We start from the raw sequence: 18,088 nt of genomic DNA on the forward strand, positions 1-18,088 counted from the left end.
ACAGCCCGGTCGGAGGCGATTATACGTATTTCAGGTTTGAAAGCAAGCTTTTTCCATGACTTAACGTGAGAAAAAGCCCGTCTTTTCCTTCACCATCTGATTGGAGCGGTATATTCTGAACGGCGGCCCGGTATCGTCAGTCTGCATATGCGACATCAGCAATCCGCTTTTATACAGTTCAGGGATATAGGCGCTTTGGCCTGCACCCAGCGGGGTAAGGTTTTCAGGGCCGATCGGCTTAAAATACTGCATGACTTTCAGGCGGCCTTTTTTGTCTCTGGCCAGCTTTGCCTCGGCAATATCGGCAAATTTGAAGATATGGGTTCCCTGATGTTCTTGCTTTTGATCGCCGAAGCTGGCCATAAGATAAATGTTCTCGTCCTGTTCAAACAGATAGCCGCTGTCGACGCGGGTGTATTTGCCGAGCTTTGGCGCATCTTCAGTGCTGAGAACGGCGCCGAGATAGCCCCAGCTTGCGCCGTGATCGGTCGAGGCCAGCAAAATAATGCGGTCCGGTTTGTTCTCTTCCATATAAACCGTCAGGGTCATGAAAAGTACGCCGGCCGTTTTCGAATAAAGCGCGCTGGGCTGGGAGTAATACAGAACCTTTTCGAGCGAGGGGTCAAGCTCGTTGAGGCGCAGCTGGACAAATTCGCTGTAAGGCGCGGGCGGCTGGTCCTGCGTGGCGCTGAAAAGCCAGTGCTCGCGCGACCAGTTTTTCAAGGCGATATTCTCTGCATAACGGTAGACAATCGCACTGTAGCGGCGCGCCGAGGTAACATCGCCATCCCAGTAATAGCGGTAGGCATAGATCTTCCATTCCCGCCCCTTATCCTCCGGATCATAGACCAGTGAGGGTGTTTCATAGCGCCACATACCGTCATTTTCCAGGACATTGCCGTTGGGGCCGTGCAGGACGGCTTTGCGGCTTTCAAAAACATTGTGGTGGAAGGCCCATCTGCCGCCGCCTGCAAGGCTGGTGGCGAGGTTGATATCAATGCGGGGATGGCTTTCCTCCGGTTTTTGCGTAATGGCGGCATAGGCCATCCAGATCCAGCTTGCGCGCGGTTCAAACATGACACTGGGGGAGTGGATGCCCAATGTGGCTCTTTCGCCGGAGATGCCGATGGCAAAAGGTGCCGAGAACTGTACGACTTTCGTAAAGACGAAATAACTGACAAAGGCAATCAGGAAGATTCCCGAGAAGACAATAGTCAGGATATGTTTGCGTTTGAGCGGAGAATGCGTGATGAAATAAGGGTTTTCGTCATAGCCGTAATCCTCGTAATACTGGTATTCGGCGATATCCTGCTGCGGGGTTTGCTCCCCCTGTTGCGGTGCTGATGCGGATTGTTGCGGAGCAGGCGCCGCAGCATCCGGTTTTTCAGCCGGCTTTTCGGTTTTTTTTGCCGGTTTGTCGCCGCTTTTCGGTGCGTTATTCTGCTCGGGTATATCCATTTTTTCGGTAAAAGTCCCTTACTGTCCGGTTTTCCGGGGGATCAGCCTGTCGCTGACAGATCAATATCCAAAATAGACATGTTCAAATCGTAAGAGGTTTCGCCCTCTTCGACATTTTTGTAAATCACGGCAAGAAACTCTTCACCCAGCAGAACCTCAACGGAATCAGGTGCTTCTTTTCGCTGCATCAGGCGCAGGCGGTCGGTTCCGAAGGTCTTGCGCAGATAGTTTTGCAGTTGAATGACTTCTTGTTGTTCAATATTTGACATGTTTTGGGCACTCTTTTCTTATAGACAAATTTTTGTTTCTGCTCTTCTGCCTATGATAGCAGGCCGGTCAAATATTGATAGCCAAAATATCCGACCGTCAGCAGTCCAAGACCGGAGATATAACATTGCCAGAAGGTTAAATGCAACAGCCCCGCCAGTAAAAACGGTACAAAAAACAGCAGCGAGGCCGGAATCGCCATAAAGACATTACGGGCAAAGGCGATCGAGGTTTCCGGTGACTGGTATTCCGCATAGGAAAACAACAGCGCCAGCAGCGTTGTCAAAGGCAATGCGACGATAAAACCCGCCACATGCGGCAGTTTCCCCGACAAATACGAGGCCAGAGAGATAATTCCCGCGGCAATAAAGATTTTGGCAATGGCAAATCCCATTATTTCTGTTCCCTGATAAAGGCTTTCAACTGTTGCAGATCATTCGGTAATACGGTCAGCCGTTCCTCCTGCCGGTGTAATCCGGCCAGACGGGCGGGCAGGGTGGGGAAATGCCCCGTGGCGTCTTCTACCGCTTCGGGGAATTTCGCCGGATGCGCGGTGGCCAGCGCGACAACGGCATCTGTTGCGGCAAGCGGGCTGTTCCAGATATATTTTTCGGCGGCGCCGATACCGATGGCTGTATGCGGGTCGGCGATATAGCCGGACCGGTTATGCAGGCGGCGCATAATTTCTTTTGTAGCGGCATCGTCAAAACGGTAGGCGGAAAAAATGTCGCACAGACGGGTCATCATGGCCTCATCCAGCGCAAAAGGGCCTTTGCTGCGGAAATACTGCATGGTGCCGGTTACGGCCTCACCGTCGCGTCCGTACAGGTCAAACAGCACACGTTCGAAATTGCTGGATATCTGTATATCCATACTGGGGCTGGTCGTCGGCACGACAGTTTCGGTTTTCATCGTGCCGCTCTCCAAAAAGCGGAACAGGATATCGTTACTATTGGTGCCGATCAGCAGTTTTTTCACCGGCACGCCCATAGAGGAGGCGACATATCCGGCATAAATATTGCCGAAATTCCCCGTCGGCACGGCAAAGACGATATTTTCCGTACCTTTTTCGGCAGAGAGTTTCAAATAAGCGTAAACGTAATAGGCGATTTGCGCGACAATACGCCCCCAATTGATGGAATTGACGGCTGACAGGTTTTTCTCCCTGCGGAAGGCTTTATCGGCAAACAGCGCTTTGACCAGATCCTGACAATCGTCAAAACTGCCTTCAATGGCGATATTGTGGATATTCGGGGATAAAACCGTTGTCATCTGGCGACGCTGTACCTCCGAAACGCGGTCTTTCGGATGCAGCATAAACACATCCATCGTGTCCTTGTCGCGGCAGGCCTCAATGGCGGCAGAGCCGGTGTCGCCTGATGTCGCACCGACAATGGTCAGCTTGTTATCGCGTTTTTGCAGGATATGGTCAAACAGATGCCCCAGAAATTGCAGCGCCATATCTTTAAAGGCCAGCGTCGGGCCGTGGAACAGCTCCATCACGTAAAGATCTTTTTCAACGGGAACCAGCGGCGCAATCTCGGGATGGTCGAAATTCTTATAGGCTTTGTCGATAATCCGGTACAGCGCATCGCTGTCGATACAGCCTTCGGTAAAGGGCTGGATCACGCGGTGGGCAATGCCGGTATAAGGCACATTCCGCATGCTGTGCATGTCGTCGGGCGTGATGACGGGGCAGGCGGCAGGGACATAAAGCCCGCCATCGGCAGCCAGCCCTTCCAGCACAACCTCTTCAAAATTTTTCACGACATCATCGCGGCGGCGCGTACTGATATAGTCAAGCATGTTCTTCAATCAGCCTTCCAGATAGCGGGCGGTTAGATGGTTCTGGAAGTTTTCCAGTTTCAGATAATCGCCTGTTGCCTCTTTGATAATATCGCGCGGCATATTCAGGCAGCCGCGGGAATGAATATTCTCGCGCAGCCAAATGCGCACAGGATCGAATTTTCCGGCGGCGATGTCCGTGTCGATTTCGGGAATATCGCGGCGGATGGACTGGAAAACCTGCGCGGCATTCATCGCCCCCAGAAGATAGGAGGGGAAATAACCGAAATGTCCGCCATACCAATGCACATCCTGCATACAGCCTTGCGCGTCATTCGGCGGGGTAATGCCGAATTTGTCCTGCATCTCGTCATTCCATGCGGCGGGAAGGTCTTTGATTTCCAGATCGCCGTCAATCATCGCCTTTTCCAGTTTGGTGCGCAGCAGGATATGCAGCGGATAGGTCATTTCGTCAGCTTCAACGCGGATCAGGTCCTTTTTGACCATATTGACGTTGCGGTACAGGTTTTCAGGCTGGAAGGCCGGATCATCATCGGCGCGTCCGAACAGATCGCGGCAATAAGGCGCAAGGAACCGCCACAGCGGCAGTGACTGGCCGATCTGGCGTTCCCAGACCATAGCCTGCGATTCATGTACCGCCATGCTTAAATCAAACACGCCGCCGACGGGCTGTTCATCCCATTCTTCGGGAACCTGCATATCATACAGCCCGTGTCCGGCTTCGTGCATCACAGTCAGCACGCCGTCAACGGTGAAATCATCGCTGGTATAGCGTGTGGTAATCCTTACATCACCGTGGCGGCCTGTTGAAAACGGGTGCGAAGAGGTATCAAAACGGCCGTGATAGCCCATTTTCTCCAGCAGGAAGCGGCCCAGCTTTTCCTGCAGGGCAACGGAAGGCGTTTGCCCCAGCGGCAGCGGCGGAGTCTGTTTTTCAATGGCGCGGTTGACGGCATCGGGCAGCCATTTTTCCAGATCGGCAAAGAGCGGCGCAATATCCTGATAGCGTGCGCCCATATCAAATTCATCGAGCATGGCATCGTAAATATTATCCATGCCGCAGGCATCGGCGATGGCCTGACCGCTTTGCCGCGTCAGGGACAGCAGCTCCAGCAGATAGGGCTCAACGCCTGCAAAATCATTTTCAGGCCGTGCCTCTTCCCATTTGGTTTCGCAGGCATTGGCGGCGCGGCTCAGCGCGGCGGCAAGATCATTCGGCACGGCAACGGCGCGGCGGTACAGCCGCGTCATTTCGCGCAGATTGGCGTGTTGCCAGTCCGACATTGCTGCAGTTTCCGTCGCGGCAGCCTGCAGCAAATCACCGATTTTTTCATCCGTCAGTTTCTTGTGGCGGATTTGCACCAATGTGCTGCACTGCTTGCCGCGGGCGGCGGCACCGGTTTTTGGCATCATCACGGCGCGGTCCCATGACAGGAGGGACAAGGCGCGGCCCAGATGACACAATTCGGCGAAATGTCCTTCCAGCGCGTGATAGGCGGCAAGGCGCGGCGAGGAATCGGCAGTTGTGCGGTGTAAAGCGGTGTCGGTCATGTCTTGTCCTGCTCCTTTGGGGGCTCATGGGATAGATGCGATAAAATATACACGACAATCAGCGTGAAGGCCATGCCCAGCCAGAACAGCATATAAGCAAAATGGTCATTGGGATATTCCGTTCTGAGCTGTCCGGGCAGGGGATATTTCTCCTGCTGCGTATCGTCTTCCGTGACGAATAGCAGGTAATCGCGCGTGGAGGTGTTGAAATGCCTGTCGGCGGCGGCTTTTTCAAACCAGTACCATGCTTCCTTTTCAGGACTGTTGGGCGGGGTGAAGGTTCCGGCAACAGGCAGTTTTCCGATCAGTGCCGTCAGTGTGACATCCCCTGCCGGACGGGGGAATTCCTGTTGCTCCTGCGGCAGCCAGCCGCGATTGACAAAAACAGGTAAACCTTCCGCAGGCTGAAACAATGTGACGACATGCCCGCCGGGGCGGTCGTGATGCGTGCGCGGATGCAGAATCATGGTCTTGTCATGGAGGAACCGGCCCGTCACGCTGACAGGACGGTATTCCCATGCGGCGGGATGATCGATTGTGGCAGGCAGCGGGGTAAGCGGTGCGGACAGACCTGTTTCGATGCGGTTTAAAAGAGCGGTCTTCCAGCCCAGCCGTTTATGCTGCCAGCCTCCCAGCAGCAGCAGCAGGGTCAGACAGACCAGCATGAAAAGGGTTGTTCCCCATCCGGGCTTTCTAAAATGCAGTGTTTTCATAGAAGGCATTATTAAAGGAAACGGTGCGAAACAAAAGAGGAAAAGGGGGTAAAAAAAAATGTCCGGAGAATTGGCATTCTCCGGACAAACGGCGGTAATAGAGGGTGTGTATCTATTTTATAGCGCAAAATAAGAAGCAATGCAAGCATTTTTTTAAAATATAATTCCTCAAACCGGCAAAAAACTAACATTTTCGCAAAAAATCGCCAAAATCATGAAAAATGGCAGCTGCGATAATGATATAACATATTAGAAAAACATCATATTCCGGCGATTGCTTTTTTTCGCGTTTTGCAGTGCAGCAAATGCGTTATTTTGTCATTTTTTTGTTTTACGGAATGGTTTTCTGAAACTTTTTTCGGCTTTTCATCGAAAAAGATTATGAGTCGCATGGAGGGTTTATTCGCAAATGATTCTCTGGCACAATGAAAACGCATAAGAAAGGCTGGTATGCTGATATGCAAAGACGATATTTTTTATATGCTTCCGCAGGATTAATCGCGGCGCTGTTATTATCGCCCAAAGATATGGTGTTCGCCGATCACGGGGAAATTGAAAAAATGACACTCAGTAAAGATGAATGGGAAAAACGCCTGACGCCGGAACAGTTCCGCGTTTTGCGCAAGGAGGGGACGGAGCCGTCAGGCACCAGCCCGCTGAATAATGAAAAGCGCAAAGGCACATATGTCTGTGCGGGCTGCGGGTTTGAGCTGTTTAGCTCCGATATGAAATATGACAGCGGTACGGGCTGGCCCAGTTTTTTCGACACGATTGAAGGCCATGTCGAAACCAGCACTGATTTCAAACTGCTTTATCCGCGCACGGAATATCACTGCGCCCGTTGCGGCGGCCATCAGGGGCATGTCTTCAAGGACGGTCCCAAACCGACGGGGCTACGGTATTGCAATAACGGCGTGGCGCTGAAATTTGTTCCGGCGGAGAAAAAGACCGGAGAAGAGATAAAGGAGAAGACGGAATGAGGAAAATAGCAGTCATGATGATGGCCGTTCTGGTCAGTTTCGGCATTTATACGGCAAAAGCGGAGGATGCGATGAAAAAAGAAGCGGCAGTTACTGAAAATCACAAAACCGCGGTTTTTGCGGGCGGGTGTTTCTGGTGTCTTGAATCTGATCTGAAAGAGGTGGCGGGTGTCATCAGCGTTTATTCCGGCTATAGCGGCGGCAATATCGCCGATCCGAGCTATGAGATGGTCTCCAGCGGTACGACAGGGCATTTGGAAGCCGTCGAGGTGACCTATGATCCGGAAAAAATCAGCTATGAAACGCTGCTGGATTATTTCTGGCAGAATGTCGATCCGCTGGATGAAGGCGGGCAGTTCTGTGACCGCGGCGATCAATACCGCGCGGCTATTTTCTATGCCGATGATGCGGAAAAATCGGCGGCGGAAAAATCGCGCGATCATGTCGCCGAAGTTCTGGGAGAGGAAGTTAAAACCCTGCTATTGGAGAGCAAGGCTTTTTACCGCGCCGAGGATTATCATCAGGGCTATTCCAAGAAAAACCCGATCCGCTATAAATATTACCGCCAAAGCTGCGGCCGCGACCGTCGCATGAAGGAACTCTGGGAAGAGAAAGATATCAATGCCCCGGCTCCTGTGCAGGATGAGGGCGTGCAGGAAGAGAAAGCGGAAGAAAAAAGCGGGACGGAGTAACACTCCGCCCCGCGCCCCTCTATTTTTCTTATTATTTTTTGTTGTCGTTATTATTTTTTGGGGTTCAAAAGACCGCGGCGTACTTCGGGGCTGTTTAAAACAGCGCCGGTATTGGCGGCTTTGATCGGACGTTCATTCTGTTCGAAAATGGCGACCAGATGGCGCATCACTGCCGGTGACTGTTCTCCTGCAGGGTGCGTTGCGTTGCCGTAATAACGTTCGTGATAGGCCGTATGACGGCGCATGCGTTCTTCCGCCGCTTTCAAGGACAGCCCGTCATCTTCCGCCGCTTTCAGGCAGCCCAGCACCAGCGCCTCCGTATGGACGCGCAGCTTTGAGGCTGTTGCTGAAAAGGCGCAGACAAAATCGCTGTAATCCGAAAAATCGGGCAGCGCGGCAATGCCGCCTTCCGCATGTAGCATCACCATTTCTTTGTAAAAATTATTTCTTAAGTCACGTATCTGCTCATGGGATAATGCGGCACCATCGTAACGCATCATCTCGTTCCAATCGGCAATACGGGTCATAATCCCGCCAAGGGCGGGATGCGGGGCTTGTTGTTCAGTCATGATCGTCACACCTTAATTCTATTACTTTTTTATTGTTTTTTTTTTTTTGCTTATACGGCGCGACTCAGCCGTGCCGTTAATGGAGTATTGTGCGGCGCACAAAATCTGTCAACGAATTTCGTATAACATGCTGTTATATAATGAAAATAATGGGTAGAAAAACGGTATTTAATAGGTTAAAAAACACATAAACAGGATCAGCCCGACCATGGTGAATTTTTTATAAAGCTGTTTGCGCAGCGTCTGTTTCAGCATGGCGTGGGTGATCATACCGTTACGGATCAGAATGGAACCCAGCGGACGTTTGGTCTGTGCCTGCTCGACAAGTGCGGCATGCAAATCCTCCGGTGTGATCATATTGTTTGACATCAAAAGCTCGCCGATTCTGTTTTCGGTCATGCTGCGGCGCAGGCGCGTCATCAGGCCGGCTTTACGCCTTTTGCGCGGTGCGGTGTTTTCTGCCGTTTCGCTCACTCTCTAATATCCTTCGAAAATCTTTGAAATATTGATAAATATCATAATGTTAAGAAACGCTTCTGTCCCTTCTATCAAGATAGCAGTAAAGAATTAAAGTTCGGTTAAGTGGTCACTTCCAGCTTTTGCGGCCCGAGAGGGCGCTGATAATCCCGTGCAGGGTCATGATTTCCTGCGCGGTCAGATCCATGCGGCCGAACATGTTATGCAGGCTGCGCATGGTTTTCGGACGGCGGTCGGGTGCTTTGAAAAAGCCGCCGGCTTCCAGCTCGTCTTCCAGATGGGTCAGCATATGCTGTAATTCTTTTTTTGTCGCGGGGACGGTATCGCCATGCTGTAGCTGTTTTGCAGGGCGGTCGGGGTCTGTGGCGCGTCCGTACCAGCAATATCCCAGCAGCAAGACGGCTTGCGCCAGATTAAGCGAAGAAAAATCAGGGTTGACCGGAATATTCAGCACCGCATCGGCGCAGGCAACATCTTCATTGACCAGTCCCGAGCGCTCCGGTCCGAATAAAATGCCGCATTTCTGGCCGTTTTGCGTGCGGCTGATGCATTCCGTCGCGCCGCCTTCGGGCGTGAAAACAGGCTTAATCATGTCGCGGCTGCGTGCCGTGGTGGCCAGAATGAATTGCAGATCGGCAATGGCTTCTGCCGTTGTGTCGAAAAGACGGGCATTTTCAAGAATGGTTTCCGCCCCGGCGCTCATAGCGGTGGCGGCCTCATTCGGCCAGCCGTCGCGCGGGGCGACAATGCGCATCTCGGTCATGCCGCAATTCAGCATGGCGCGCGCGGCGGCACCGATATTCTCGCCCATTTGCGGGCAGACCAGAATAATGGCAGGTGCGGCAGGGAGAGGCGTATCCATCAGGACAGGTCGGTAATATAGGACATGACTTCATCATAATCGCGGCTGGCGATATTGTGTGCGCCGGCTTCCGTCAACCGGTTGGCGCAATGATTGCCCCATGTCACGCCGATCGTATGTGCGCCGGCGGCAAGACCCATATGGATATCCATGGTGGTATCACCGATCATCACGGTTTGTTCCGGCGTGAAGGATAATTCCTTGGCGAGGCTTAACAGCTGGTCGGGCGCGGGTTTCTCACGCTCTTTGCGCAACCGCACGTCGCAGGATGTCCGTACACCGCAGAAAACCGGCTCCAGATCATAATGTTTCAATACGGCCGCCATTGGTTCCGAGGGTTTGGAGGTGACGATACCGAGCGTATAGCCGCGCTTTTTCAGCGCTTGCAGAAATTCCAGTGCGCCGTCATACAGGGGCGGAATAACGCCGGCGACATGTTCGTCAATACGGCGATAAACATTATGCAGATGCGGTTTTTGCTCATGCAGTTCCAGCCCCCATTTGAAATCAACTTCATGGGGAAAGGCGTATCCGTGACGGATGCTGTCCAGGCAGGGCTGCGGCATATTCTGTTCTGCGGAATATTTTACCATTTCCTGCTCGAAAACCGGCCAGGAATTTAAAATTGTTCCATCAACATCAAAGGCGATAAATTTACTCATAATCTCTCTTGGTTCTTAATTTTAGTTTAGTTTGTCTTTTAAAATCTGGTTGACCATCGCGGGGTTGGCCTTGCCTTGCGTTTTTTGCATGACCTGCCCGACAAAGAAGCCGAACAGCTTGTCCTTGCCGCCCTTATATTGTTCAACCTTATCGGCATTGGCGGCCAAAACTTCGTCAATCACGGCTTCAATCGCGCCGGTATCGGTGACCTGTTTTAAGCCTTTTTCCTCGACGATGGCGGCGGCATCCTTGCCGGTCGCGAACATCTCGGCAAACACATCTTTGGCAATCCGGCCGGAGATCGTGTCATCGGCAATCAGTTCGATTAAACCGCCCAGCTGTGCGGCTGTAATCGGGCTTTCGTCCAGCGTTTTTTCCGCCTTGTTCAACGCGCCCATCAGCTCGGTCGTCAGCCATGTGACAGCCAGTTTCGGGTCGCGCCCGTCGGCGACTTGCTCAAAAAATGCGGCGCGGCTTTTTTCCGCGACCAGCACGCCCGCATCATAGGCATTCATGCCGTAATCATTGATATAGCGGCGCTTTTTCGCATCCGGCAGTTCCGGCATATTGTCATTAATGCTGTCGATCAGACTTTGTTCGACAATCAGCGGCAGCAGATCGGGGTCGGGGAAGTAACGGTAATCATGCGCATCTTCTTTTGAACGCATGGAGCGGGTGATCCCCTTCGCGACATCAAACAACCGTGTTTCCTGCTGGATTTTATGACCGGATTCAATCAGTTCAATCTGGCGCTGCGCTTCATATTCAATCGCCTGCTGGATAAAGCGGATCGAGTTCATGTTCTTGATCTCGCAACGCGTACCGAATTCCGCACCGGGGCGGCGGACGGACAAATTGACGTCGCAACGCATCGATCCTTCATCCATATTGCCGTCACAGGTTTCAAGATAACGCAGGATGGAGCGGATTTTCGTGACATAGGCCGCGACTTCCTCGCCCGAACGCAGATCGGGGCGGGAAACGATTTCCATCAGCGCGTTACCGCTGCGGTTCAGATCGACAAAGCTTTTTGTCGGATGCTGGTCATGCATGGATTTACCGGCATCCTGCTCCAGATGCAGGCGTTCAATACCGATCATTTTCGTCGTGCCGTCAGCCAGATCAATTTCAATCGCCCCTTCGCCGACAATCGGAATTTCATATTGTGAAATCTGATAGCCCTGCGGCAGATCGGCATAGAAATAGTTCTTACGCTCGAAAACCGAATGTTTGTTGATTTTCGCGTTCAGCCCCAATCCGGTTTTGACGGCCTGTTCCACACAATGTTTATTGATGACGGGCAGCATGCCGGGCATCGCGGCATCGACAAGGCTAACCTGCGAATTTGGTGCTGCGCCGAATTCCGTCGCAGCGCCCGAGAACAGTTTTGATTTGGCGGTTACCTGCGCATGGATCTCAAGACCCATGACAACTTCCCATTCACCGGTTTCACCCTGTATCAATTCAGCCATTGTTTTTGTTTCTCCGTTGGAAAGATAAAAATGCAACGCACCTTAGCAGGAACAAGGCCTGCGGGCAAGAGTTATGACATTTATAGCTTTTGGTTATTTCGGCGTCGTGCCGCGGCGTTTTCCGGTCATGGAGGGCGGCATCGCACGTTCACGCGTGAAACTGCTCTTTTTACCAAGGTCGTCGAAATGCTGCGCCAGCCATTCATCAGCGGCCTGACGTCCGGCCTCAAACAACTCGTCCAGATGGTCGCGGTCAAAGCACAGCATATGCTCGGCTTTCAGTTCTTTGCCGATTTTGACGACATGGGTATGGATTTCCCTCAAGCCCAGCGCTGCCGCGGCTTCCGGATTTTTGGTCACCAGCTTGTTGTCGCGGTCGATTTCTTCCAGATCGCGGCGCAGCGAGGCGTTATTGGTAAATTCCATCACGCGGTCAATGCTGGAATTGACGACGGCCATGCCGTCGCGCTCATGCATTTCAATGGTCTGGATAATCAGCAGATCGCCGTCGCATTCTTTCAAAGGGGCAATTGCGGGGTTGGCGGTATAGCCCCCGTCCAGATATTTGCGTCCGTCAATTTCGACCTCGCCGATGACGACGGGTAGGGCGCAAGAAGCTTTGACGGCTGTCGCCGTAATATCGCTGCGGTCGAAAATCCGTTCCTTATGCGCGTTGACATCGGTGGCGGCAATAAACAGCGGCACGCCTTTTTTGTTTTTTTTCAGCGCGGCAAAATCGATGATTTTCTCCAGCGCCGCTTCAAACAAGCCTTCTCGTCCGTTCAATACGGAGAGCGTTGCGCCTTGTGTGACGGCTTTCAGGCTTTTCATGAAATCACCTGCGGCGGTTTCCGGCATCAGCTGTTTGAACATTTTTGCCAAGGCGCGGTTTGATTTGCTGCCTGCCGTGCCGACATAAGGCATTTGCTTGACGGCCTCGTCATAGGCAAGGCTGTTCCACAGGCTGCGGAGGGTGTCGCGTGCGCCTTCATTGCCGTTTTCGGCCAGCCCGTGGGCAATGGCAACAGCATTCATCGCACCGGCGCTGGTGCCGCTGATGGCGCTGACGTCAATACGGTCATCTTCCAAAAGCCGGTCGAGTACGCCCCATGTGAACGCACCAAAAGCGCCGCCGCCCTGCATGGCGAGCATTACTTTTTTCTTTTCAGCTGTTTTCTTTTTTGTCATGGAAATACCTTTACCATATAATATTGATTTTGGCAATTATGCCGGTTTCAAATTTTTCAAATAATCCAGTGCGCCTTGCAGAATATGTGCGGCGGCCAGTTTATCAACCACTTCGCCGCGCCGCTTGCGGCTGAGATCGGCTTCATCAATCAGCATACGCTCTATGGCGGCGCTGGACATGCGCTCATCCCAGAAAGCGATGACAGGCTCCGCGCCGAAGAAATCGGCACGGCTGACAAGATTGCGTCCAAAAGCGCGCACCGACTGACAGCGCGGCCCTTCCGTGCCGTCCATATTCACCGGCAACCCGATGATAAGGGCCGCAGGCTGATATTCATCCATGACGCGTTTTAAATGTTCGATGTCTTTTGAAAATTTTTCCACGCGGATCGTGTCCAGCGGCGTGGCGATATTGCGGTCGGGGTCAGAGACGGCAATACCGATATTTTTGCTGCCGTGGTCAAGGCCAAGAAGCCGCGCCCGCCGTGGCAAAACCGCATTTAATTCTTCCAAAGATTGCAATCCCATGCTATAGCTCTGCATTGATGTTTTTGCTCATAAGTCTATATAGAGAGGTTAACGGCAAATGTCTATTGATACCGGAACCGTTGAGAAAATCGCCCGTCTTGCCCGCATTCGCGTGAGCGAGGAGGAAAAGGTCAAATTTGCAGGCGAGTTGAACGGCATTATGCAGTGGATCGAACAGCTTCAGGATGTTGACACCGAAGGTGTGGAGCCGATGACATCCGTGGTTGATATGAGCCTTCACATGCGTGAGGATGAAGTCACGGATGGCGGTATGCAGGAAAAAATTCTGGCCAATGCACCGGAAGCCGCAGAAGGTTTCTTTGTTGTGCCGAAAGTGGTGGAGTAAAAGATATGACAGCATTAACGGATTTGACAATCAAACAGGCGCTGGACGGTTTAGAGAAAGGCGATTTCACTTCTGTGGAGCTGGCATCTGCGCATATCGCGGCAGTGGAAGCGGCGCGCGGCCTCAACGCCTTTATCGTGGAAACGCCGGAACAGGCGCTGGAACAGGCAAAGGCCAGCGATGCCCGCCGCAGCAAGGGCGAAGCAGGCATTCTGGATGGTATTCCGGTTGCGATCAAAGACCTGTTCTGTACTGAAAATGTGCAGACAACCGCCGCCAGTAAAATTCTGGAAGGTTTCAAACCGCAATACGACTCGACCGTTACAAGAAACATGTTCGATCAGGGCGCGGTCATGCTGGGTAAGACCAATCTGGACGAATTCGCGATGGGGTCTGCGAATGTCACCAGCGGCTACGGCAATGTGATCAGCCCGTGGAAACGCAAGGGTGATGAGACCGATCTCGTTCCCGGTGGTTCTTCCGGCGGGTCTTCCGCCGCAGTCTCCGCACGTCTTGCGATGGGCGCAACAGGAACGGATACCGGCGGCTCAATCCGTCAGCCGGCGTCTTTCTGCGGTATTTCCGGTATTAAACCGACTTATGGCCGTTGCTCACGCTGGGGTGTCATTGCCTTTGCCTCCTCGCTGGATCAGCCGGGCTGTTTCGCCCGCACGGTCGAGGATAACGCGCTCTTCCTGCGTGCCATGGCGGGCTATGACCCGAAGGATTCCACCTCCGTCAACCGCGATGTGCCTGATTACGCTGCCGCAATGACAGGCGATATCCGCGGGTTGAAAATCGGTATTCCGAAAGAATACCGTGTTGACGGTATGAATAGCGAAGTTGAGGAAATCTGGCAAAAAGGCATTGAATGGGCAAAAGACGCGGGTGCGGAAATTGTCGAGGTCAGCCTGCCGCATACGAAATATGCGCTGCCGACCTATTACATTATCGCGCCTGCGGAATGTTCCTCCAACCTTGCCCGTTATGACGGCGTGCGTTACGGCCTGCGCGTTGACGAGGGGAAAACGCTGGATGATATGTATGAGCTGACCCGCGCCGCAGGTTTCGGTGATGAGGTCAAACGCCGCATCATGATCGGCACCTATGTTCTCTCCGCCGGTTATTACGATGCCTATTACAACAAGGCGCGGAAAATTCGCAAGAAAATCTGGAATGATTTTGATCAGGCTTATAAACAATGCGATGCATTGCTGACGCCGACCGCACCTTCTGCCGCTTTCGGCATCGGTGAAAATATGGATGATCCGGTGACGATGTATCTGAATGACGTCTTCACGGTGCCGGCCTCATTGGCGGGCATGCCCGGCATGTCAATTCCGGCAGGTCTTGATAAAGACGGTTTGCCGCTGGGCTTGCAGATTATCGGTCGCCCCTTTGACGAGGAAACGGTTTTCCGGACTGCAGGCGTGCTGGAAAAAGCCGCCAATTTCACGGCAGTACCGCAGCTGGCTGTCCAAAAAGCCGCCTGATTGTTTGACAATTGTTAAATTATTATGTAAGGTTGCCTCCTTTCAAAACGATGAAGGAGGCTTCTTTATGGCCGATACACCGAAACGCAGTATTTTAAATATTTTTCAATCTGTTACCCAATCCGAAAATATGGAATCGTTGAAAACGGCGCTCGATTCAGTCGCCGCTTATGATGAATCCGACAAGGCGCAGCTGATAGACGCGCTGGAAGCACATGCCATTGAGTCTATTCAAGGCGATGTGGCCACCAAAGAAGACTGGGATCAGGTCGCGGAATATATCGGTGTCTCCAATGCCCTGATGGGCGGCGGTGACCGCAGTGATGACGAAGCGCTGTTCCCGATGCACAGTATTCTGGCGATTGCCGATAAAGTCGCCGATGCGAAAGGTGAGGAAACGGCACCATTACTGAAAGATATGCTGGAAACGGTCTCCGGTCTTTCCAATGGCGATTATCACAGCCAGATGACTCTGTCGCTGACTTTTATCGATGTCGCGCGGAAACATACTCCCAGCCGGAAAGATCTGACCTCCAAGCCAAATCCGTTTCGCGGCAAAGGCTATGGCGGTCCGCACAAATAAAAATTATCTATCAACCGCAATATAAAAGGAATTTTACGCATGTCCGAAAATAACAAAACCAACCCGCAGCAAACTTTTAATGCCATTGCCCGCGCCGGCGATATTCCGACGCTGCAACATGCCCTGCGCCAAATTGACAGCCATGATGCCGATGCAAAAGCGGCGCTGGTCGATGCGCTGGAAAAATACACGATTCAGGAATTTAATGCCGATATGGAAAGCGGTGATCTGGAAATCGTCGAAGGTCTGATGGGGCTTGCCGACATTCTTGGTGATGATCTGCTGGATGCTGTTGGCGATGATGATCTTTATGACTTCCATTCGCTGCTCTTGATGGCAGATAAAGTGGATGAAATCAAAGGCGATAAAACCGCGCCGGTGCTGGTTGATCTGCTGGATGCCGCGTCCCGGCTGTCAGATAAGGACTATAACAGCATGACCAAACTGGCCAAAACCTTTATGGGCGTTGCCAAAAAGCATTTGTCGAACACTACGGATGCGGCGGAAAAACCGTCCAACCCGTTCCGCGGCAAAAAATTCGGCGGTCCGAACGCATAATTTATACATCTCATCTTTTAAGGAGCAAAACGAATGTCTGATAAAAAACCTACCGTTCAGGAAACCTTTAACGCCATTGCCATGGCGGGCGATCTGAAGGCACTGGAATCAAGCCTGACACAGATTGATCTGTTTGACGGCAATGAAAAAACAAAACTGATTGATGCACTGGAAACGGAATTTATCGAAGGCTTCTCCGAAGGTCTGCCGTCTCCGCAACAGATGGAGATGCTATTGGCGCTTAGCTCAATGGTTGGTGAAGGACCGGATGCGGAAGATGCGGAAATGATTCAGGGCTGCCTGTTGATCGCTGATAAAATCCTGACGGAGAAAGGCGATAAAGCCTCGCCGCTGGTGCAAAAGCTGATCGAAAAAGCCGCGGGTCTGACGGATGAGGAATATAATAACCCCTCAGCCCTGTTGAAAGCGGCTGTCGAAGCAGCAAGCGAAGCTAAAGCTGCGGCTCCGAAAACAACAAACCCGTTCCGTAACCGCGGCAATAAAGGCCCGAACGCTTAAGAAAAAGCGGGATATAAATTGAAAGAAAACGCCCTTCCTTTGCGGAGGGCGTTTTTTATTGCACCGCAAGATAAATACAAAAAACAAATATATACGGTAATTTTTTACTGGAAATTCTGCCGCTGCTCCTTATAATAAAGCCTCACTTCAGGAATATGAAACAAAGGAGCCCGCGTGTCAGGGAAATTGCCGCCGAAATCGACGAAGAAAGCGCTGTCTGCAAAAGCGCCCAAAAAGAAGGTGACGCTCGCCCTGCAAGGCGGCGCATCCTATGGCGCATTTACATGGGGCGTGCTGGATCGTCTTTTGGAAGATGACCGTATTGAAGTCGTCGGCATCAGCGGTGCATCGGCAGGGGCTTTGAATGCGGTTGCCGTGGCTTACGGCATGGATGAAAACGGGCCTGAAGGCGCACGTAATGCGTTGCGTCAAATCTGGCACCGCCTCAGCTATGAGGAAATCGCCAAAGACATGCCCGTACTGGGTAAGAAAAGCGCGGCCATGAATAAAGGTCTTAGCGCGGTTTTTAACGCGCTGGGTAAAATCGGCAACGGCACCAAAGTCAAAGCCGCCCATGCCAAAATTCAGGCCGCCATCATTGCGATGACGACCGGAAAAGGCGATTTTTTCGAGGATAATATCGGTCAGGTTATTGATTTTGAATCGATGAAGAAAAAACGTGACGGCTTGCCGCTGTTCATTACGGCCACCGATATCCATAATCACAAATCCCGTATTTTTGACCGTACTGATATTTCGGCGAAATCGGTCAAAGCGTCCTGCGCTTTGCCGGAATTGTTCAACGATGTCGTCATCAATGGCCGTCTGTACTGGGATGGCGGCTTTACCGAAAACCCGGCGATTACCCCGCTGAAAGAATGCGACGCGGATGATATCATCATTATCCAGACGCTGCCGTTCTTAAAACGCAACGGCGCAGATGATAAATCAACCGATGATGATATGCTTTATGAATTGCTGTTCAATTCATCGGTGCGTAAAGATGTGCAATATATTCAATATGATAACGCGCGCTATGACCGTGACCCCGAAGCGGCGAAAAAGCTGGGCATCAAAAAAATCAACACCCATATCATCAATTCCGGGCAGGTCATGCCCAGCAAATTGACGATGTGTTTTGACCGCGATCATTTGCAAACCCTGCATGATATGGGCTATATGGCCGCCGATAAATTTATCGAAGATCATTTTGATGCCATCGGCAAACACAGCTCCTTCACCATGAATACGGCGCGGCCGCCTTCGGCGCATAAGCGTTATAAAAAGGAAAATATCCCCGCACCGAAAATGCCCGAGCCGAAAAAGAAAAAAGGTTTCTGGGGCAGTTTGTTCGGTTAAGCCT

The 18,088-nt window shown here is 52.0% G+C and carries 21 protein-coding genes; 8 read left to right on the plus strand and 13 right to left on the minus strand.

Annotated elements, in window-relative coordinates; translation table 11 throughout:
• Positions 1 to 60: 60 nt before the first annotated feature.
• The 6 genes from HND56_03280 to HND56_03305 are packed head-to-tail and all read right to left on the minus strand — an operon-like array spanning position 61 to position 5,747.
• Positions 61 to 1,458, minus strand: a complete 1,398-nt coding sequence (locus tag HND56_03280; protein QKK04769.1) for a hypothetical protein — start codon at positions 1,456 to 1,458, stop codon at positions 61 to 63.
• Positions 1,459 to 1,499: 41 nt separating this feature from the next.
• The gene (locus HND56_03285) at positions 1,500 to 1,727 is read right to left on the minus strand and encodes a DUF3126 family protein (protein ID QKK04770.1); all 228 of its coding nucleotides are present in this window, start codon (positions 1,725 to 1,727) and stop codon (positions 1,500 to 1,502) included.
• A gap of 50 nt (positions 1,728 to 1,777) precedes the next feature.
• Positions 1,778 to 2,119 carry a hypothetical protein gene (locus HND56_03290; GenBank protein QKK04771.1) on the minus strand — a complete coding sequence of 114 codons (342 nt, stop codon included), beginning with the start codon at positions 2,117 to 2,119 and terminating at the stop codon, positions 1,778 to 1,780.
• Positions 2,119 to 3,531: a threonine synthase gene (locus HND56_03295; protein ID QKK04772.1), complete on the minus strand. Its 1,413-nt coding sequence runs from the start codon at positions 3,529 to 3,531 to the stop codon at positions 2,119 to 2,121. The genes HND56_03290 and HND56_03295 overlap by 1 nt, the downstream gene beginning before the upstream one ends.
• A 9-nt stretch (positions 3,532 to 3,540) precedes the next feature.
• Positions 3,541 to 5,082 carry a carboxypeptidase M32 gene (locus HND56_03300; protein ID QKK04773.1) on the minus strand — a complete coding sequence of 514 codons (1,542 nt, stop codon included), beginning with the start codon at positions 5,080 to 5,082 and terminating at the stop codon, positions 3,541 to 3,543.
• Positions 5,079 to 5,747 carry an SURF1 family protein gene (locus HND56_03305; GenBank protein QKK04774.1) on the minus strand — a complete coding sequence of 223 codons (669 nt, stop codon included), beginning with the start codon at positions 5,745 to 5,747 and terminating at the stop codon, positions 5,079 to 5,081. The genes HND56_03300 and HND56_03305 overlap by 4 nt, the downstream gene beginning before the upstream one ends.
• A gap of 506 nt (positions 5,748 to 6,253) precedes the next feature.
• On the opposite strand from HND56_03305, the gene msrB reads away from it, so the two are divergent.
• Complete coding sequence (gene msrB / locus HND56_03310) at positions 6,254 to 6,775, plus strand: peptide-methionine (R)-S-oxide reductase MsrB (protein ID QKK06538.1); 522 nt, start codon at positions 6,254 to 6,256, stop codon at positions 6,773 to 6,775.
• Complete coding sequence (gene msrA, locus HND56_03315) at positions 6,772 to 7,467, plus strand: peptide-methionine (S)-S-oxide reductase MsrA (protein QKK04775.1); 696 nt, start codon at positions 6,772 to 6,774, stop codon at positions 7,465 to 7,467. The genes msrB and msrA overlap by 4 nt, the downstream gene beginning before the upstream one ends.
• A gap of 50 nt (positions 7,468 to 7,517) precedes the next feature.
• Here the strand turns inward: msrA and HND56_03320 are convergent, their stop codons facing one another.
• From HND56_03320 to ruvX, 7 genes are all read right to left on the minus strand, one after another.
• A complete protein-coding gene (locus HND56_03320) occupies positions 7,518 to 8,036 on the minus strand; it encodes a hypothetical protein (protein QKK04776.1) in 519 nt (172 codons plus the stop codon).
• Between the two features lie 168 nt (positions 8,037 to 8,204).
• The gene (locus HND56_03325) at positions 8,205 to 8,510 is read right to left on the minus strand and encodes a hypothetical protein (protein ID QKK04777.1); all 306 of its coding nucleotides are present in this window, start codon (positions 8,508 to 8,510) and stop codon (positions 8,205 to 8,207) included.
• Between the two features lie 112 nt (positions 8,511 to 8,622).
• Positions 8,623 to 9,375 (minus strand): RNA methyltransferase, encoded by a 753-nt coding sequence (locus HND56_03330; GenBank protein ID QKK04778.1) that lies wholly within the window; start codon positions 9,373 to 9,375, stop codon positions 8,623 to 8,625.
• The gene (locus tag HND56_03335; GenBank protein QKK04779.1) at positions 9,375 to 10,037 is read right to left on the minus strand and encodes an HAD family hydrolase; all 663 of its coding nucleotides are present in this window, start codon (positions 10,035 to 10,037) and stop codon (positions 9,375 to 9,377) included. Before HND56_03335 ends, HND56_03330 begins: the two co-directional genes overlap by 1 nt.
• A gap of 21 nt (positions 10,038 to 10,058) precedes the next feature.
• On the minus strand, positions 10,059 to 11,510 hold the full coding sequence (gene gatB / locus HND56_03340; protein QKK04780.1) for an Asp-tRNA(Asn)/Glu-tRNA(Gln) amidotransferase subunit GatB: 1,452 nt from the start codon (positions 11,508 to 11,510) through the stop codon (positions 10,059 to 10,061).
• Positions 11,511 to 11,603: 93 nt separating this feature from the next.
• Positions 11,604 to 12,698 carry a patatin-like phospholipase family protein gene (locus HND56_03345; protein QKK04781.1) on the minus strand — a complete coding sequence of 365 codons (1,095 nt, stop codon included), beginning with the start codon at positions 12,696 to 12,698 and terminating at the stop codon, positions 11,604 to 11,606.
• 36 nt (positions 12,699 to 12,734) lie between these two features.
• Positions 12,735 to 13,226 (minus strand): Holliday junction resolvase RuvX, encoded by a 492-nt coding sequence (gene ruvX / locus HND56_03350; protein ID QKK04782.1) that lies wholly within the window; start codon positions 13,224 to 13,226, stop codon positions 12,735 to 12,737.
• 58 nt (positions 13,227 to 13,284) lie between these two features.
• Between ruvX and gatC the strand changes: the two genes are divergently transcribed.
• The 6 genes from gatC (at position 13,285) to HND56_03380 (ending at position 18,084) form a co-directional block, all read left to right on the plus strand.
• Complete coding sequence (gene gatC, locus HND56_03355) at positions 13,285 to 13,572, plus strand: Asp-tRNA(Asn)/Glu-tRNA(Gln) amidotransferase subunit GatC (protein QKK04783.1); 288 nt, start codon at positions 13,285 to 13,287, stop codon at positions 13,570 to 13,572.
• A gap of 5 nt (positions 13,573 to 13,577) precedes the next feature.
• Positions 13,578 to 15,065, plus strand: coding sequence for an Asp-tRNA(Asn)/Glu-tRNA(Gln) amidotransferase subunit GatA (gene gatA / locus HND56_03360; protein QKK04784.1), 1,488 nt, complete (start codon positions 13,578 to 13,580; stop codon positions 15,063 to 15,065).
• Positions 15,066 to 15,132: 67 nt separating this feature from the next.
• Positions 15,133 to 15,648 (plus strand): hypothetical protein, encoded by a 516-nt coding sequence (locus HND56_03365; protein ID QKK04785.1) that lies wholly within the window; start codon positions 15,133 to 15,135, stop codon positions 15,646 to 15,648.
• A 39-nt stretch (positions 15,649 to 15,687) separates the two neighbouring features.
• Entirely contained in the window at positions 15,688 to 16,206 is a 519-nt protein-coding gene (locus HND56_03370; GenBank protein ID QKK04786.1) for a hypothetical protein, read from the plus strand.
• 33 nt (positions 16,207 to 16,239) lie between these two features.
• Positions 16,240 to 16,725 (plus strand): hypothetical protein, encoded by a 486-nt coding sequence (locus HND56_03375; protein QKK04787.1) that lies wholly within the window; start codon positions 16,240 to 16,242, stop codon positions 16,723 to 16,725.
• A 174-nt stretch (positions 16,726 to 16,899) separates the two neighbouring features.
• Positions 16,900 to 18,084: a patatin-like phospholipase family protein gene (locus HND56_03380; GenBank protein ID QKK04788.1), complete on the plus strand. Its 1,185-nt coding sequence runs from the start codon at positions 16,900 to 16,902 to the stop codon at positions 18,082 to 18,084.
• Positions 18,085 to 18,088: the final 4 nt, after the last annotated feature.

This window comes from Pseudomonadota bacterium, from assembly GCA_013285465.1.
Classification (GTDB): domain Bacteria; phylum Pseudomonadota; class Alphaproteobacteria; order Micavibrionales; family CSBR16-224; genus CSBR16-224.